The organism is Eisenbergiella tayi (assembly GCF_001881565.1).
Classification (GTDB): Bacteria; Bacillota; Clostridia; order Lachnospirales; family Lachnospiraceae; genus Eisenbergiella; species Eisenbergiella tayi.
The window spans coordinates 345959-361481 of the sequence record NZ_MPDJ01000006.1; the positions used below are offsets into that span (position 1 = coordinate 345959).

8 protein-coding genes are annotated in these 15523 nt (G+C 49.1%); 7 read left to right on the top strand and 1 reads right to left on the bottom strand.

All coding sequences use genetic code 11. From position 1 onward, the window contains the following. Positions 1–5: 5 nt before the first annotated feature. The 5 genes from BLA28_RS23510 to BLA28_RS23530 all read left to right on the top strand — a co-directional run bounded on the left by BLA28_RS23510 (position 6) and on the right by BLA28_RS23530 (position 8988). A complete protein-coding gene (locus BLA28_RS23510) occupies positions 6–1709 on the top strand; it encodes a M56 family metallopeptidase (protein WP_165870779.1) in 1704 nt (567 codons plus the stop codon). A 2-nt stretch (positions 1710–1711) separates the two neighbouring features. Then, on the top strand, positions 1712–3232 hold the full coding sequence (locus tag BLA28_RS23515; RefSeq protein WP_069155375.1) for a hypothetical protein: 1521 nt from the start codon (positions 1712–1714) through the stop codon (positions 3230–3232). 36 nt (positions 3233–3268) lie between these two features. Continuing rightward, entirely contained in the window at positions 3269–5722 is a 2454-nt protein-coding gene (locus BLA28_RS23520) for a GH39 family glycosyl hydrolase (protein ID WP_069155376.1), read from the top strand. A gap of 252 nt (positions 5723–5974) precedes the next feature. Then, positions 5975–7360: an MFS transporter gene (locus BLA28_RS23525; protein WP_069155130.1), complete on the top strand. Its 1386-nt coding sequence runs from the start codon at positions 5975–5977 to the stop codon at positions 7358–7360. Between the two features lie 68 nt (positions 7361–7428). After that, positions 7429–8988 (top strand): carboxylesterase/lipase family protein, encoded by a 1560-nt coding sequence (locus tag BLA28_RS23530; RefSeq protein ID WP_069156517.1) that lies wholly within the window; start codon positions 7429–7431, stop codon positions 8986–8988. A gap of 135 nt (positions 8989–9123) precedes the next feature. Here BLA28_RS23530 and BLA28_RS23535 read toward each other — a convergent pair whose 3' ends face one another. Beyond that, positions 9124–11553 carry a GH36-type glycosyl hydrolase domain-containing protein gene (locus BLA28_RS23535; RefSeq protein WP_069155377.1) on the bottom strand — a complete coding sequence of 810 codons (2430 nt, stop codon included), beginning with the start codon at positions 11551–11553 and terminating at the stop codon, positions 9124–9126. A gap of 423 nt (positions 11554–11976) precedes the next feature. Here BLA28_RS23535 and BLA28_RS23540 point away from each other — a divergent pair, with 423 nt between their 5' ends. Together BLA28_RS23540 and yicI are read left to right on the top strand one after the other, a co-directional pair. Then, positions 11977–12990: a LacI family DNA-binding transcriptional regulator gene (locus tag BLA28_RS23540; RefSeq protein ID WP_069155378.1), complete on the top strand. Its 1014-nt coding sequence runs from the start codon at positions 11977–11979 to the stop codon at positions 12988–12990. A 41-nt stretch (positions 12991–13031) separates the two neighbouring features. Beyond that, positions 13032–15404 (top strand): alpha-xylosidase, encoded by a 2373-nt coding sequence (gene yicI / locus BLA28_RS23545; protein ID WP_069155379.1) that lies wholly within the window; start codon positions 13032–13034, stop codon positions 15402–15404. Positions 15405–15523: the final 119 nt, after the last annotated feature.

A 15523-nucleotide genomic window follows, 5' to 3' on the forward strand; every position in this document is an offset into this window, starting at 1 on the left:
TTATTATGCAAACATTGCTTGAAATGAGTTTAAGCGGTGCGGTTATGATAGGGGTAATCATTATTGTGAGGGCGCTGGCGGTGAACCGTCTGCCTAAGACAGCTTTTCTGGCGCTTTGGGGAGCTGCGTTCTTCTGTCTGATTCTGCCGATGCGCATTCCTTCGCCCATAAGCGTATATTCCGCAATGAGACGCCGGGGAGATTTTCCCATGCCTGTACGTAACTGGCAGCGCACCGGACTGCTTCTGACGGGGAATGCCGCCCGCGAGGCTTCCGTTCCTTCGCTGTCTCCGTGGCTGCTGCTCTGGATAGGGGGAGCTGTTTTGCTCGCTCTTATATTCCTCATCCTTCATCTGAGGGGACGCCGGGTTTACGCCGCTTCTCTGCCTGTGGAACAGCCCTTCGCCAAATCCTGGATCGAGGAACACAGGCTGCGCCGTCCGGTGCAGGTGCGGTATTCCGACAGAATTGAATCTCCTCTGACCTATGGGATCCTCTGGCCGGTTATCCTTCTTCCCGCAGACATGGACTGGAAGGAGGAAGAGACGGCGGGTTTTATTCTGGCCCATGAGATGTCCCATATCCGCCGTTTTGATGCGCTCACCAAATGGCTGCTCGCCGCGATGCTGTGTATCCATTGGTTCAATCCTCTCGTATGGGTTATGTACATCCTGTCAAACCGGGATCTGGAGCTTGCCTGTGACGAATCAGTGATACGTCAGTACGGAATGCAGTCATGCCCCTCATATGCACTGGCCCTTCTGGAAATGGAAGAAAAGCGCACTTATCTGACCCCTCTGTCCTCCAGCTTCAGCAAGAATGCCCTGAAGGAACGGATAGATGCTATTATGAAAGCGAAAAAACGGACGGCTGCCGGAATAATAGGCGCCCTGGTAATTGTAGCCGCTGTTGTGGTGATATTTGCCACTTCGGCAATAGAGAAGCAGTCAGAGGCTGCCAGAAAGAATCTTCTGGAAAATCTTCCGGTAAAAAATGCGGGTGAAACGGCAGACCGGGATGACGGAGAAGACAATTCGAAGGAACTGCCTGCAGATATGGATTATGTGTGGAATGTATGGGATTCCTGGAAAGAAGAAGGCTATTCCGAAGATTATACGCAGGAACAGTATGATCAGCTGATGAGTATGGTTAAGCCGGAGGCCTATGAAGGGATGTCCATTGCAGAATTCAACCGGACCATAAACCGGATAATGGAAGACGATGAATACGGCGGCGGCAGCATTTATGAACTGTATGATACTGTGGTTTCTAATATTCAGGAAACGGATCCGAATGCAGGTTATCTGCGCAATACCATACCGGCTTCCATGGAAGAATACCAGAGCCGTGTACAGGAGGTATATTCCGGTAAGAGAAAGGATCCCAGCTTTTCGGCATCCGCAGAAAAAATAACGACAGAGGATGTGTTCGGGGACAGTGTGGAAGCCGGACAAATCTGGCTGGATTATGAGTTTACTTACCGTATCCTGGATCAGGATAACCTCACCGTAGGAGAAAGGGATGCCTTTCTTCAGAAAGTCATGCAGACGGCCCGTGATCTGCTGGAGGCAGATGAAGTAAAGTCCGCCGCGCAGGAGGATATGAAGGAAATGCTGCAGGCTGCGGGAGAAAAGCTTTCCAATGACAAAATCAGCTTTACAGGATGTGAAGTCTATAATTTTGAAGTTTATGAAAGGGAGGATTACTGAGCATGAGGAAAAAAGAAAAAAAGGAAAAATTCTTTTCCTCCAAGGCAATGCTTCCTGGGTTTATCCTGCTGGCGGCCTTACTGACGGCATGCGGTGCAAAAACACCGGGTGGTGAGGCGGCTCCGGAGACAGTGATATCTGATGGTTCAGCCGCGGAAACAACCGCACAGACGGTTTCTCAAACAGAGGAAGCGGCCATACAGGAAGACGGAGGAAGCCCGGAAAATAATTGTGTTTCCTTTAACTCCGGCAGATCACGCTACGGATGGTGGAGAGGTTCCGATAAATATACGGAAGAAGATTATGAACAGGTTCGTTCCTATCAGGCCGCAGGCTATGAAAATATGAGTGTGGATGAATTCAACCGTATGGTGATGGATTGGGAAGATGAAGACGCTTTTCATAAGACGGAGGAAGTGTTCCAGCGTATTTTCTACTCCTTGAAAGAGACGGATCCTATGGCGGACTTCGTATATGGCACACTTTCCAATACATGGGATGAATGTGAGCGGAAGCATTACGGGATCTGCCAGAGACAGAAAAATCCCTGGCACAGCGGGGAAGCTTTTCTGGAGACCTATGGAGATGTATTTGGGGACAAGGAGTTTCTGACAGGCAGCTATGCGGACTATTCCTTTGATTACACCATCCCTGATGAGCAGACGGTAACGGTGGCGCAGCGGGACGGCATTCTGAAAAGCGTGGATGAGGATATGCAGGCTTTTTTGAAGAAACAGTCCCAGGAAGCCCTTCAGGATGAAGATGCCATGGAGAAAGCGGCTGATGCGGAACTGGTCCGTCTTCTGAAAAACCTGGATGATCAGGTGGTATGGGAAGGCGGCAGGGAACTGTCCTATTACTGGAACGATGTGTATGACGAAGAGGATACGGAGGACTGGCATGAGGAAAAGGAAGAAAAAGAAGCGGATTGGACCAAGCAGTATGATTTGGTCCTGAAGGAACTCAAATTCCCGGGATATGAAGATATGTCCATAGCAGAATTCAACCGCAGAATCAATGCCGTATTTTCCGGCTATGATGAGGATAAGGAGGATTTTTATGATGCCTATGATAATGTGATAGAAAATATGGAGGATACGGACGAAAATGCAGAGTTTCTGCTTACAACGGTCCGGGCCTCCCAGGAGGAATACTATGCCCGGCAAAGGGAGCTGTACGCAAGAAAACAGGTGGATCCTGAATATGAGGCAGAGATCAGCAGCACAAGAGAAGAGGATGTATTCGGAGATAAGATGGTGGTGCAGATGGCGGAAGGATATTACACCTTTACTTATCACATCCTGGATGCCGACAAGCTTACCGTAAAAGCCCGTGACGCTTTCCTTGCAGCCGTTTCCCGGACTGTGAAGGAAGAAATTGACAGCGTCTTCGGAAAGGGCGGAATGGATGAAGAACAGCTGAAGAAGGTAATAGACAAGGCCGGAAAGGCAGCAGGGAATTCTTATATTGAATATACGGGCTGCGAGGTAGGGTATCTGTATATGGAAGATTACGACGAATAAGGAACGGCGGAATGAAATAAAAAGGGGTTAACGAATATGGGCCGGAATATAAATGGGGAATTTGAATTCGATGTAATCAGGCATAAAGATACCGCGGCAGCCTGGTCGCAGGAGCTTAAGGTGATATTTGTACTCAGAGGGAACGGCTGGCTGCATACGGAGGAAGGCGACAGGACCTATGCCATTTCCCGGGAGGATATTTTTGTTATCAACAGCTTTCAGATGCACAGTGTTGTACTGGAAGAAAACGGGCTGGCAATTTCTCTTTCCCTGTCTCCCTCCTTTCTGGCAGCGGCCAGTCCGGAAACAGAAGACCGGAATGTGAACTGCAAATCATTTCTGCATGAGGAAGAGAAGCAGCAGCTGTTTGACATTATCAGGAAGGATCTGGCTCTGGCCTTCCGGGCATGGTATAAAAAAGAATCGGAGCTATCCATTCACCTGCGGAGCCGGGTCATGGCACTGGCGGATGACTTATACCGGTATTTCAGCGAAAACGGTGAAAATACAGGGAGGGAATCCGGGAGGGAAAGGCTGCGGGCCGCAGTGGAATACATTCACAGGAATTACCGGGAAGGCATAACGCTGGCGGATTTGGCCTCTCAGACATACCTGAGCACGTCATACATTTCAAGAAGCTTTCAAAAATATATGGGAGTTTCATTTACCGGATATCTGACACAGGTAAGGCTTTTTCACGCCGCCCTGCTTTTACAGGGAGAGGGGACGGTTACGGAAATCGCGTATGAAAGCGGTTTTTCCAGCGCCAGCGCCCTGATAGATGCATTCAAGCAGTATCGGGGAATCACTCCCGGACAATACAGGCGGAATCTGGGGAAAAGGCCGGTTACGGACAATGCGGAGGAAATGAAGACCGCAGAAGGCTTTTCCATGGCATTCGTTTCCCTGATGAAATATGCGGATAAGGCCGAAGAAGCAGCAGAGCCTGTGGTCACGGGAGTCTGTGAAATATCTGTCAACACGGGAATCGTTAAGCGACAGCTGCGGCATACCTGGAAGACCATGATTAATGCCGGTTATGCAAGGGATCTTCTAAATGCATCCATGCAGAATCAAATCCTGGATATCCAGAAATCGATAGGCTTTCGGTACATCCGGTGCAAGGGTGTTGTGGATGATGATATGATGCTGTACAGCCGGGACGTTAATGGAAACAGTTCCTTTAATTATGTTTATTTGGATCAGGTCCTGGACTTCATTTTGTCTGCGGGAGCGAAACCCATGCTGGAGCTGGGGCATATGCCGTCGGCTATGGCGCAAAAAAAGGTACAGTTCTTTAAAAGGCCGTCATTTATCTCGCCTCCAGCGGAATTGGAGCAGTGGCGACTGCTTATTGAGAGCCTTATGGAGCATCTGATCGGACGCTATGGTATGGAGGAATTGAAGAAATGGCTGTTTGTCCCATGGATTTCCATGGACATGCATCTTTTCGGGCTTTTTGTCAAAGAAGATTTCGGAGAGATTTATTCGGTAACCTATCAGGAAATTAAAAAGGCCTGCAGAGAGTTTGTCATCTGCGGTCCGGGAACCACACTTCTGTCTCTGGAGGCAGCAAAATGGTTTTGCGATTTGTGCAGGGAGAGAGACTGTATACCTGATATATTTACGGTAAGATCCTATGCGGCTATTGATCCGGAGGAAGAGAAGAGCGGTTTAAAGCTGGTGGAGAACAATGAATCCTTTTATATGGCGGTAGACGGGGATGAAGATTGTCTGATGCATCTGCGGCGGAAGGTAAAGGATTTTCTGGAAGCAGAAGGAGAAGGATTCTGCGGCCTGCCTGTTTTGATGGATGAGTGGAGCAATAATATCTGGCAGAGGGATTTGTGCAACGATACCTGCTATAAGTCTGCATATCTTTTTAAAAGCATCATGGAAAACCATGACAGCTATTACGGTCTTGGATATTTCAGTATCAGCGATCAGCTGGACGAAATCGCACCGGCGGCAGAGGCTTTTCATGGAGGCTTCGGCCTGTTTACACAGAATGGGATAGCTAAGAGCGCCTATCGCGCCATGCAGCTGCTGAGCCGGGCAGGGGATAAGCTGATAGCGAAGGGAAGCGGCTATTTCATTACGGCATCGGAAGATGAGATTCAGATTTTCCTTCATAATTACTGCCATTATGATATGCTTTACCGGTACCGTAACACCACGAATCTGACAAAGACCCGGAGGTATAAGGTATTCCAGGAGAAAGCGCCCCGTTCCTTCCATATTCAATTAGAGGGAGTCCGTCCGGGAAGGCACGAGGTCAGAAGATACGGAATCGGCAGAAAGGGCGGCAGCGCTTACGATGCCTGGATTGACATGGGCGCGCCGGAACCGATGACTAAGGAAGAGGAAAAAACATTGATGCGGCTTTCCAGCCCTGTTTACAGAAGGGAGGAGGCGGAAGCCGAAGGGCTCCTGAAAATCAAGGCCAGCCTAATGCCCCATGAGGTTTGTCTTATTACCATATCTATATAAAAGGACAGGAATCTGGTAACTGGGTAAGGATATCAGGTTCTTGTCTTTTTTGTACCAAATTCTTGTCATTGGATAATGAAGGGGAAAAGTAATGGGCAAAGTGGTCAAGAAAAATCCATAGATTGGAAAAAGACTGTGTATTTTGAATAACATATGTTCCGTATAATAAAAGAGCAGTAGGTTATTGCCTCTGAAATGGAATGTGTTGGCAATAATCGTGTACATATTATATAATGAAACAGGGGGAACACTATGTCGGAAAAAGCAGCGGTAAACGGACAGAAAAATTTTGTGGAAAAAATAAGCACATTTGAAAAAATTGCTTATGGAGGAGGCGATCTTGCCAGTAATTTCGTTCTGGTTTTAACCGGAACCTTTGTAACCTTTTTTTATACGGATGCACTGGGCCTGAATGCGGCCATCGTCGGTGCAATTATGATGTTTTCCAGACTCGCGGACGGATTTACCGATATCATCATGGGATATATCATGGATAAGACCCATTCCAAACACGGAAAGGCAAGGGCATGGCTGTTATGGCTGTCCATACCGATAGGGATTGCCACCATACTGGTTTTCCTGGTTCCCAATATCGGGGTTACAGGAAAGTATATTTATATAGCAATCACCTACAACCTGGTAACAACCTTCCTTTATACGATGATTAATATCCCTTATGGGGCTCTTACCTCTCTCATGAGCAGGGATCAGGATCAGAGAATGATTATTAATATCTTCCGTATGTTTATGGCGCAGGCCGGCTCTTTGATCATCAATGCATGTACGCTTCCGCTGGTGAATGCCATGGGAGGAAGCACCAAGCAGAGAAGCTGGATTATCGTATCCATTCTGTACGGGGTAGTGGCGGCGGCGCTGTTCCTGCTCTGTTTTGCCAAAACGAAGGAAAGAGTCAGGGTACAGGCAGAAAAAAATAACGAGCTTGGTTTCCTTACCTCCTTTAAGCTGATCATCAAAAATAACTACTGGCTTCTGCTTGTGGGTATATGGGTGAGCATGGTGCTGGGCATGTCCATGAGCGGCAGTGTCGGAACCTATTATGCCAAGTATATTCTGGGAAATGAAAATATTGCCGGTTTCCTTGGCGCTTTGGGAATTGTACCCGTGCTTATCATCATGCCTCTGACAGCTCCGCTGAACCGTAAATTCGGCAAAAGGAATGTGGCTCTGTACGGCAGCTTTGTCAGTATTGCGGGACAGCTGCTCATGCTCTTAAATCCCGCTTCCGCCGCCTGGCTCATGTTCTGTGCGGTAATAAAAGGTATTGGCTCCGCAACCCTTTCGGGAACCATGTTCGCCATGATAGCGGATACCATTGAATACGGGCACTGGAAAACAGGGACCAGAGTGGAAGGCATGCTTTATTCCAGCACTACGTTCGGCGCCAAAGTCGGAGCCGGAGTGGGCGGTGCAGTAGCGCTGGCAGTTATAGGAGCGGCCGGCTATGACGGACTTGCAGCAGTCCAGGCCCCCGCCGCTCTGGAAGCGATAAAGGTTCTGTATCTGATTGTTCCGATACCCTTTGTAATTATTATTCCGATACTGTATGCCTGCTATAAGCTGGATAAGATATATCCTAAGGTTATGGAAGAACTGAATCAGCGTGAACAGAAGAAATAGTGGGATGCACTGCAGGAAACAGGAAGCTTTATATTGCAAAATTTGAAAGAATAAGGAGAAAAACAGGAATGGCAAAGGTATTCAATTATGATGAAGTGCCCGCAGTTTCCACAAAAGCGGGAAAAGTAAAGGGGTATGAATTTGACGGTGTGCATATCTTCAAAGGGATCCCCTATGCACAGGCAGGCAGGTTCCAGATGCCCCGGGAAGTGGAGCCATGGGAAGGGGTGAAGGAAACAGCGTCTTACGGGTTTGTATGTCCCCTTCTGACCCAGGACACCCCTACGGGAGAGCTGCTGGTCCCTCACCGTTACTGGCCTCAGGATGAAAACTGCCAGAATCTGAATGTGTGGACGACGGCTCTGGATAAAACCGCTAAAAAACCGGTTATGGTATGGCTGCACGGAGGCGGTTATGCGGCGGGTTCCTCCATTGAACAGGCGGCCTATGACGGTTCTAATATGGCAGTACAGGGAGATGTCGTTGTTGTGTCTGTAAACCACAGGCTGAATATCCTCGGTTTTCTGGATCTCTCTCCTTACGGGGAAAAATACAGGAATTCCGGCAACGCAGGGCTGGCTGACCTTGTGGCTGCTCTGCGGTGGATTCATGACAATATAGAAGAATTCGGCGGGGATCCGGAGAATGTGACGCTGTTCGGACAGTCCGGCGGAGGAATGAAGGTTACGGGATTGATGCAGATACCGGAAGCGGACGGCCTGTTCCATAAAGCCATTGTCATGAGCGGTGTGTCGGACGGCAAGCTGATGCCCATAATACCGGGAGACGGCACGAAAATTGTTCCAGCTCTTCTGAAGGAACTGGGAATACCGGAAGGGGAAGTGGAAAAACTGGAAACCGTGCCTTATTATGAGCTTGCAAAAGCCTATAATACCGTATCCCCTGCATTGGCGGCACAGGGAATATACATAGGCGGCATGCCGATGGTCAATGATTATTATCTGGGAGAACCGCTGATCACAGGCTTCCGTGACCATGCAGAAACCATTCCGCTTATGGTGGGATCCGTATTCGGGGAATTCTCCTTCATGCCCACTCCATATAATAAGGAAAAACTGACGGAGGAGGAATCCAGAGCCATACTTGCCGGAGCATACGGCGAACATGCAGATAAGGTGAAAGAGCTTTTCCTGAAAGCATATCCGGATAAAAAGCCGGTTGACGTACTTGCGCTGGATCGTATATTCCGCCAGCCCTCCAAGGCTCTTGCGCAGCTTCATGCCAAAGGAGGAAAGGCGCCGGCCTATCTCTACCTGTTTTCCCTGGATTTCCCGTATCAGAATGGCAAGGTAGCCTGGCATTGTTCCGATATCCCGTTTATTTTCCACAACACGGATAAGGTGGAAATCTGCAATATTCCGGGTGTTTCCGATGAACTGGAAGAAAAAATCTTCGGAGCGGCTATGCAGTTCGCACGTCATGGAAATCCCAATCCGGAAGGATCGGACGAATGGCAGCCGGTTACGCCGGAACAGGAACCTACCATGGTGTATGACAGGGTATGCGAGGTGCGCAGCAGCTATGATGATGAGCTTCTGGCATATCTGGAAGAGATCCTTCCTCCTTTTGACCTGATGGCGCTGTTTTCCCAGGATGTACAGCATTAATGGCGGATGTATAATAATAGAGAAATAAGAGTTAAGATACAAAAGTAAAGATATAAAAATGGAACCGGCATACCTTTTCGGATATGCCGGTTCTGTTTTTACAATGAATGATTCGGTAACTGCATGCCGAAGAAATTAACTCATAACCGCGGTTACATGATATTCTTTCTTCCCTTCCACAAAAGGAACCACATTTCCGTCTACCTTTTCCCCGTCTACCAGAAGAGAGGAAACACCCTTTTCCAAATGATTGGGGTTCTTTACCTCAATGTGGTAAACCGCTCCGCGGAACCGTCTGGTGATGGTGAAATCACCGAAGTCCCCGGGAACACAGGGGTCAATGCACAGCCCTGTGAGGCTCGGCTGGATACCCAGAATATACTGGGAAATATTCACGAAGGTCCAGGCAGCGGTTCCTGTGAGCCAGCTGTTTTTTGCTTCCCCGTGCGTGGCGGCATCCCTGCCGGCGATCATCTGGGAATAGCAGTAAGGCTCGGTTCTGTGGATTTCGCTGATATCCTGCAGGAAGGCAGGACAGGTTTTCCTGTATACTTCAAAGGCTCTTTCCCCTCTGCCGATAACCGCCTCCGCGATGGAAATCCAGGGATTATTATGGCAGAAAATACCTGCATTTTCCTTGTATCCCGGCGGGTAGGAGGTGATTTCCCCAAGCTCCAGGTGATAACGGGTATAAGCCGGCTGAAGGAGCATGATGCCGTATTTGGTGTCAAGCCGTTCTTTTACGCTGTCCAGGGCACGCTGTGCCTTTCCTTCCTTGATGCCGACTCCTGCCAGTACGCAGAAGCCCTGGGGCTCGATGAAGATCTGGCCTTCCTCGCATTCGGAGGAGCCAACCTTCTGGCTGTAAGCGTCATAAGCGCGCAGGAACCAGTCGCCGTCCCAGCCTGCATCCAGAAGAGTGTCATACATGGCGGAAACCTCCCTGCGGGCAGATTCCGCAATATCCGTAAGTCCCTGAAGCTCAGCAAGCTGTGCATATTCCTCTCCGTATTTTACAAACATGCCGCCGATGAAAACGGATTCCGCAACAGGGCCTTCACTGGGGCCGAAGGTCTGGAAGGATTCGCCGGGCTGTGCGGAGAAGCAGTTTAAGTTCAGACAGTCATTCCAGTCCGCACGTCCGATGAGAGGAAGACCGTGAGGGCCTTTGTGCGTAACGGTAAATTCAAAGGAACGGGTCAGATGCTCAAACAGGGTTCCCTCTCCGCCGTCATCAAAGGTAACCACTTCGGAAAGAATGGAGGTATCGCCGGTTTCTTTGATATAAGCGCTTGTACCTGCAATCAGCCACAGAGGATCATCGTTGAAGCCGCCGCCGATATCCGCATTTCCTTTTTTGGTAAGAGGCTGGTACTGGTGGTAGGTGCTGCCGTCGCCAAACTGTGCGGAGGCAATATCCAGGATACGTTCCCTCGCCCTTTCCGGAATCAGATGTACGAAGCCGAGAAGATCCTGGCAGGAATCCCGGAAGCCCATTCCTCTGCCAATACCGGATTCATAATAGGAAGCGCTGCGGGACATATTAAAGGTAACCATACACTGATACTGGTTCCAGATATTTACCATACGGTTTACTTCTTCACAATCGGAAGAAACCTGATAGCCGGAAAGCAGTTCCTGCCAGTAATCCGTTAATTCTGTGAAAGCTTTTTCCACAGCTTCATCGGACTGATAACGGGAAAGCAGCTGATGGGCTTTGGTCTTGTTGATGATTCCGGGAGCCTCCCATTTCTCTTCCTCTTCATTTTCCACATAACCCAAAACAAAGATATAAGAACGGCTTTCACCGGGAGCCAGGGAAACATTAATCTGGTGGGAAGCAATAGGAGACCAGCCATGTGCTTCGGAATTGGAAGCTTTTCCTTCCTTTACCACAACGGGAGCCGACGGGCTTCCGTAGGTGCCCAGGAACGCATCCCTGCTGGTATCAAAACCGTCTACGGGAGTGTTTACGGAATAAAGGGCATAGTGGTTCCGGCGCTCTCTGTATTCTGTTTTGTGATAAATGGTGGAACCCTCTATTTCCAGCTCGCCGGTGCTTAAGTTGCGCTGGAAGTTCTTCATATCATCATCCGCGTTCCACAGACACCATTCCACGTAAGAGAACAGGGAAAGATTTTTGGTTTCACTGCTTTCATTGGTCAGGGTCAGGCTGGTTACCTGGCAGGTATCGTTTAAGGGAACGAAGGTGAGCACTTCCGCCTTTGCCTGATTCAGAGAGCCGGTAAATCTGCTGTAACCGAGGCCATGACGGCATTCGTAAGAATCAAGCCTGGTCTGGGAAGGCTGCCAGCCGGGGTTCCATATGCTGGAACCGTCCTTAATATAGAAATACTGTCCGTTATTATCATAAGGAACATTGTTGTAACGATAGCGGGTCAGGCGGAGAAGCTTGGCATCCTTATAGAAGGAATAGCCTCCGCAGGTATTGGAGATCAGGGTAAAAAAGTCCTTGCAGCCCAGATAATTAATCCAGGGAAGGGGCGTTTCGGGTGTGGTGATCACATATTCGCAGCGTTGATCATCAAAAAAACCATATTTCATACGAACACCTTTCTGTCCGCCTGGCGGACGCTGTTTTCTTAATGGGAAGGCATTCCGGGGAAGCCTTCCTGCCTGCGTTTTCCCCTGCAGGCAACACGAGTGACAATTCATTTACGTAAACGATTAAGTAAAAACTTAAAAACTGCCTATGACTTGGATTATATAGAAAAACTCAGTGTTTTTCAAGAGGAAAAAAGGAAAAATAATCACAAAAAAACCATTGCACAGTATACGGTATCTGTACTGATGTTATAGACTGTGGATATTTTGCATAGAAATGACGGTGAATAATATGGGAAAATAACGAAAACAGGCTATGGTGCAGGAAAAGGGAATCTTTCTATTGAATTTTTATGTATAAATGATATATGATAGAAGGGCGAAAACGATTAAGATATAAACGGCGGAAGGAGTTGGAAGCAGATGGTTTCTATGAAGGATATCGCCCAGGCATGCGGAGTCTCCGTGGCATCCGTAAGCAAGGCGCTGAATAACCATACCGATATAGGGGAAGAAACCAGGCAGTTAATCCGCCGGACGGCGAAGGAAATGGGTTATTTTCCCAATTCCGTAGCCAGGACCCTGAAGACCAACCGAAGCTACAATCTGGGAGTCCTGTTTGTTGATGAAGCAAACAGCGGCCTGACCCATGACTATTTTGCGGGCGTATTGGAAAGCTTTAAAGAAACGGCGGAAAGGAATGATTATGATATCACCTTTGTCAACCGGAACAAGGAACGGCGCAGGCAGATGACCTATCTGGAGCATGCCAGATACCGGGGATTTGACGGCGTGGTCATTGCCTGTGTGGATTTTGAGGATCCGGAGGTGGCCCAGCTGGTGGCAAGCGACATACCGGTGGTGACTATCGATCATATTTTCAATAACCGCATCGCCGTAATGTCCGATAATGTAAAGGGCATGGAGTCATTGCTTCAGTTTATTTACAGCAGGGGACACAGGCGGATTGCCTATATCCATGGGCACGCGTCATCCGTAACCGGCAGCAGGCTCTCTTCTTTTTATAAGACAGCCGAAGAGCTGGGACTGGATATTCCGGATGAATATGTGCTTGAGGCCGGGTACCGCGACACAGATGCGGCAGCCGCCGCTACGGAGGAGCTGCTGAAGCTGCCCTGTCCGCCCACCTGCATTCTGTACCCGGATGACTTTTCCTGTCTGGGCGGAATGAATATGCTGAGGGAAAAAGGGCTTCGGATACCGGAGGACATTTCTATCGCCGGTTATGACGGCCTGAGGATAGGACGGCATGTGGAACCAAAGCTCACCACTTTAAAGCAGGATACCGTAAAGCTGGGAAGCTTTGCTGCGGAAAAGCTGATCGGACAGATTGAGAGGCCGAAAACCAGCGTTCCTGAAATCATAGTCGTGGAGGGAGAGGTTTACGAAGGCGGGTCTGTAGGGAATATTGAATAAGGATAAGTTTAGCTTAAGCTTAAGAAAGAGAGGAAAACAAGATGAAATTTACAGAAGGATATTGGCTGCGCAGTGAAAAGGCTAATATTTTGTATGCATCCCAGGCTTATGAGGTGCAGGAGATTCCGGGAGGAATGAGAGTGCTGGCTCCCGTGGGAACTATCAGCTCCAGAGGCGCGACGCTCAATATGCCCACCATCACCCTGGAATTCACCTCCCCCATGGAAAATATGATATCAGTGAGATCATGGCATCATGAAGGGTATGATAAGAAGGAACCCGTGTGCCCCAAGCATCCGCAGACACAGGAGGTCAGTGTGGAAATCGGGGAAGAAGAAGCCGTTATGAAGGCGGGAAAGGTTTCCGTGCATGTCAGCCTGAAGGAATGGGGCTATTATTTTGAAGCGGAAGGAAAAGAGCTTACCAGATGCGGTTTCCATAACCTGGGTTATGCCCGCTGGGACAGAACGCCTTCCACCATGTTCCCGGCGGAGAATTACCTGACGGAAAACGGAAAGCCTTATATGGTAAATGAACTTTCCCTGCAGGTAGGAGAAAACGTATACGGCTTCGGTGAAAGATTCACCTCTTTCGTGAAAAACGGACAGGTTGTGGATACCTGGAATGAAGACGGCGGTACCGCTTCCCAGGTTGCCTATAAGAGCGTTCCTTTCTATATGACAAATAAAGGCTATGGAGTCTACGTCGATCATACCGACAACGTTTCCTTTGAAGTGGCGAGTGAAAAAGTGGAATACGTTGGCTTCTCCGTACCCGGCGAAGAACTGCGTTACTGCTTTATTTACGGACCCACCCCCAAGGAAATCCTGAAATCCTATACGGCTTATACCGGACGTCCGGCCCTTCCTCCCGCATGGAGCTTCGGACTCTGGCTTTCCACCTCCTTTACCACGAATTACGATGAGGAGACAACAAGCTCCTTTATCCAGGGAATGGCCGACAGGGATATCCCCTTGAGCGTATTTCATTTTGACTGCTTCTGGATGAAGGAATTCCAGTGGTGTGATTTTACATGGGACAAGAGAGTATTCCCGGATACGGAAGGAATGCTGAAGAGATACCATGATAAAGGACTGAAGATCTGTGTCTGGATCAATCCTTATATTGCCCAGGGAACCCCTTTCTTTAAAGAAGGCGCGGAGAACGGCTATCTGGTAAAGAGAGCCGACGGCAGAGGCGTATGGCAGACCGATAACTGGCAGGCCGGAATGGGCCTGGTGGATTTCACCAATCCCGCAGCCTGCAAATGGTATTCCGACAAGCTGAAGACTCTGCTGGATATGGGAGTTGACTGCTTCAAGACCGACTTCGGCGAGAGAGTTCCCGTGGATGTGGAATGGTTTGACGGAAGTGACCAGGGAAGCATGCACAACTACTATACCTACCTTTATAACCAGTGCGTATTTAACCTTCTGAAGGAAACAAGAGGCGAAGGAGATGCGGTTCTCTTTGCCAGAAGCGCCTGTGCGGGCGGACAGCAGTTCCCGGTTCACTGGGGCGGCGACTGCTCCGCAAATTATCCTTCCATGGCGGAAACCATCCGCGGCGGCCTTTCCTTCGCCATGTCAGGCTTCTCCTTCTGGAGCCATGACATATCCGGCTTCGAAAGCACGGCAAGCCCGGATCTGTATAAGAGATGGGCGGCCTTCGGCCTGCTTTCCTCCCACAGCAGACTGCATGGCTCAGGAAGCTACAGAGTGCCGTGGTTATTCGATGAGGAAGCAAGCGATGTAGTCCGTTTCTTCTCCAGGCTGAAATGCTCCATGATGCCTTACCTGTATTCCAAGGCCGTGGAAGCACATGAAGAAGGAACCCCTATGATGCGTCCCATGGTATTCGAATATCCTTCCGATCCGGTTGCGGCATATCTGGAAACCCAGTATATGCTGGGCGATGCCCTGCTTGTTGCGCCCGTGCTCAGAGCGGATAAAAAAGCCCAGTATTATCTCCCGGAAGGAAGATGGACCGATTTCTTCACCGGAGAAATAAAGGAAGGCGGCCGTTACTACGAGGGAGAGTTTGATTACTTCTCACTGCCCCTCTATGTCAGGGAAAATACGCTCCTTGCCCTTGGCGCAGTGAACGACAGGCCGGATTACGATTACGCAGATGGAGCAGCCCTTCATCTGTATGAGCTTGCGGACGGCGCCTCCTGTACCTGCCGTCTGGTAGACCAGAAGGGCGGTACCGTCGCAAATGTGACCACCTGCAGAAATGCGGATACCATATCCTTTACGGCAGATGCCGACATGAAGGGCCTTACCCTGGTGCTTCACGGCATCGGCGGGAATGTAAAAGCAGAGGGAGGAACGGTTGGTGCTAAAGCCGATGACAAAACCGTTTCCATTACCGTTTCTGACAGCACACAGAAAGTGACTGCTGTAATCGGGTAAGACAGGAATAGAAAATCATAAAACAGAGATCTGTCCGGTATGTTTTTTGGGTACCGGACAGGTCTTTTTTACTCTTTTTTAATCATTTTTTCATAAACCGTTTTCTTGTAATATGGCCT

Coding starts and splice junctions, on each gene's coding strand:
- BLA28_RS23510 (WP_165870779.1), top strand. CDS start 6: ATGCAAACATTGCTTGAAATGAGTTTAAGCGGTGCGGTTATGATAGGG.
- BLA28_RS23530 (WP_069156517.1), top strand. CDS start 7,429: ATGGCAAAGGTATTCAATTATGATGAAGTGCCCGCAGTTTCCACAAAA.
- BLA28_RS23535 (WP_069155377.1), bottom strand. CDS start 11,553: ATGAAATATGGTTTTTTTGATGATCAACGCTGCGAATATGTGATCACC.
- yicI (WP_069155379.1), top strand. CDS start 13,032: ATGAAATTTACAGAAGGATATTGGCTGCGCAGTGAAAAGGCTAATATT.
- BLA28_RS23515 (WP_069155375.1), top strand. CDS start 1,712: ATGAGGAAAAAAGAAAAAAAGGAAAAATTCTTTTCCTCCAAGGCAATG.
- BLA28_RS23525 (WP_069155130.1), top strand. CDS start 5,975: ATGTCGGAAAAAGCAGCGGTAAACGGACAGAAAAATTTTGTGGAAAAA.
- BLA28_RS23520 (WP_069155376.1), top strand. CDS start 3,269: ATGGGCCGGAATATAAATGGGGAATTTGAATTCGATGTAATCAGGCAT.
- BLA28_RS23540 (WP_069155378.1), top strand. CDS start 11,977: ATGGTTTCTATGAAGGATATCGCCCAGGCATGCGGAGTCTCCGTGGCA.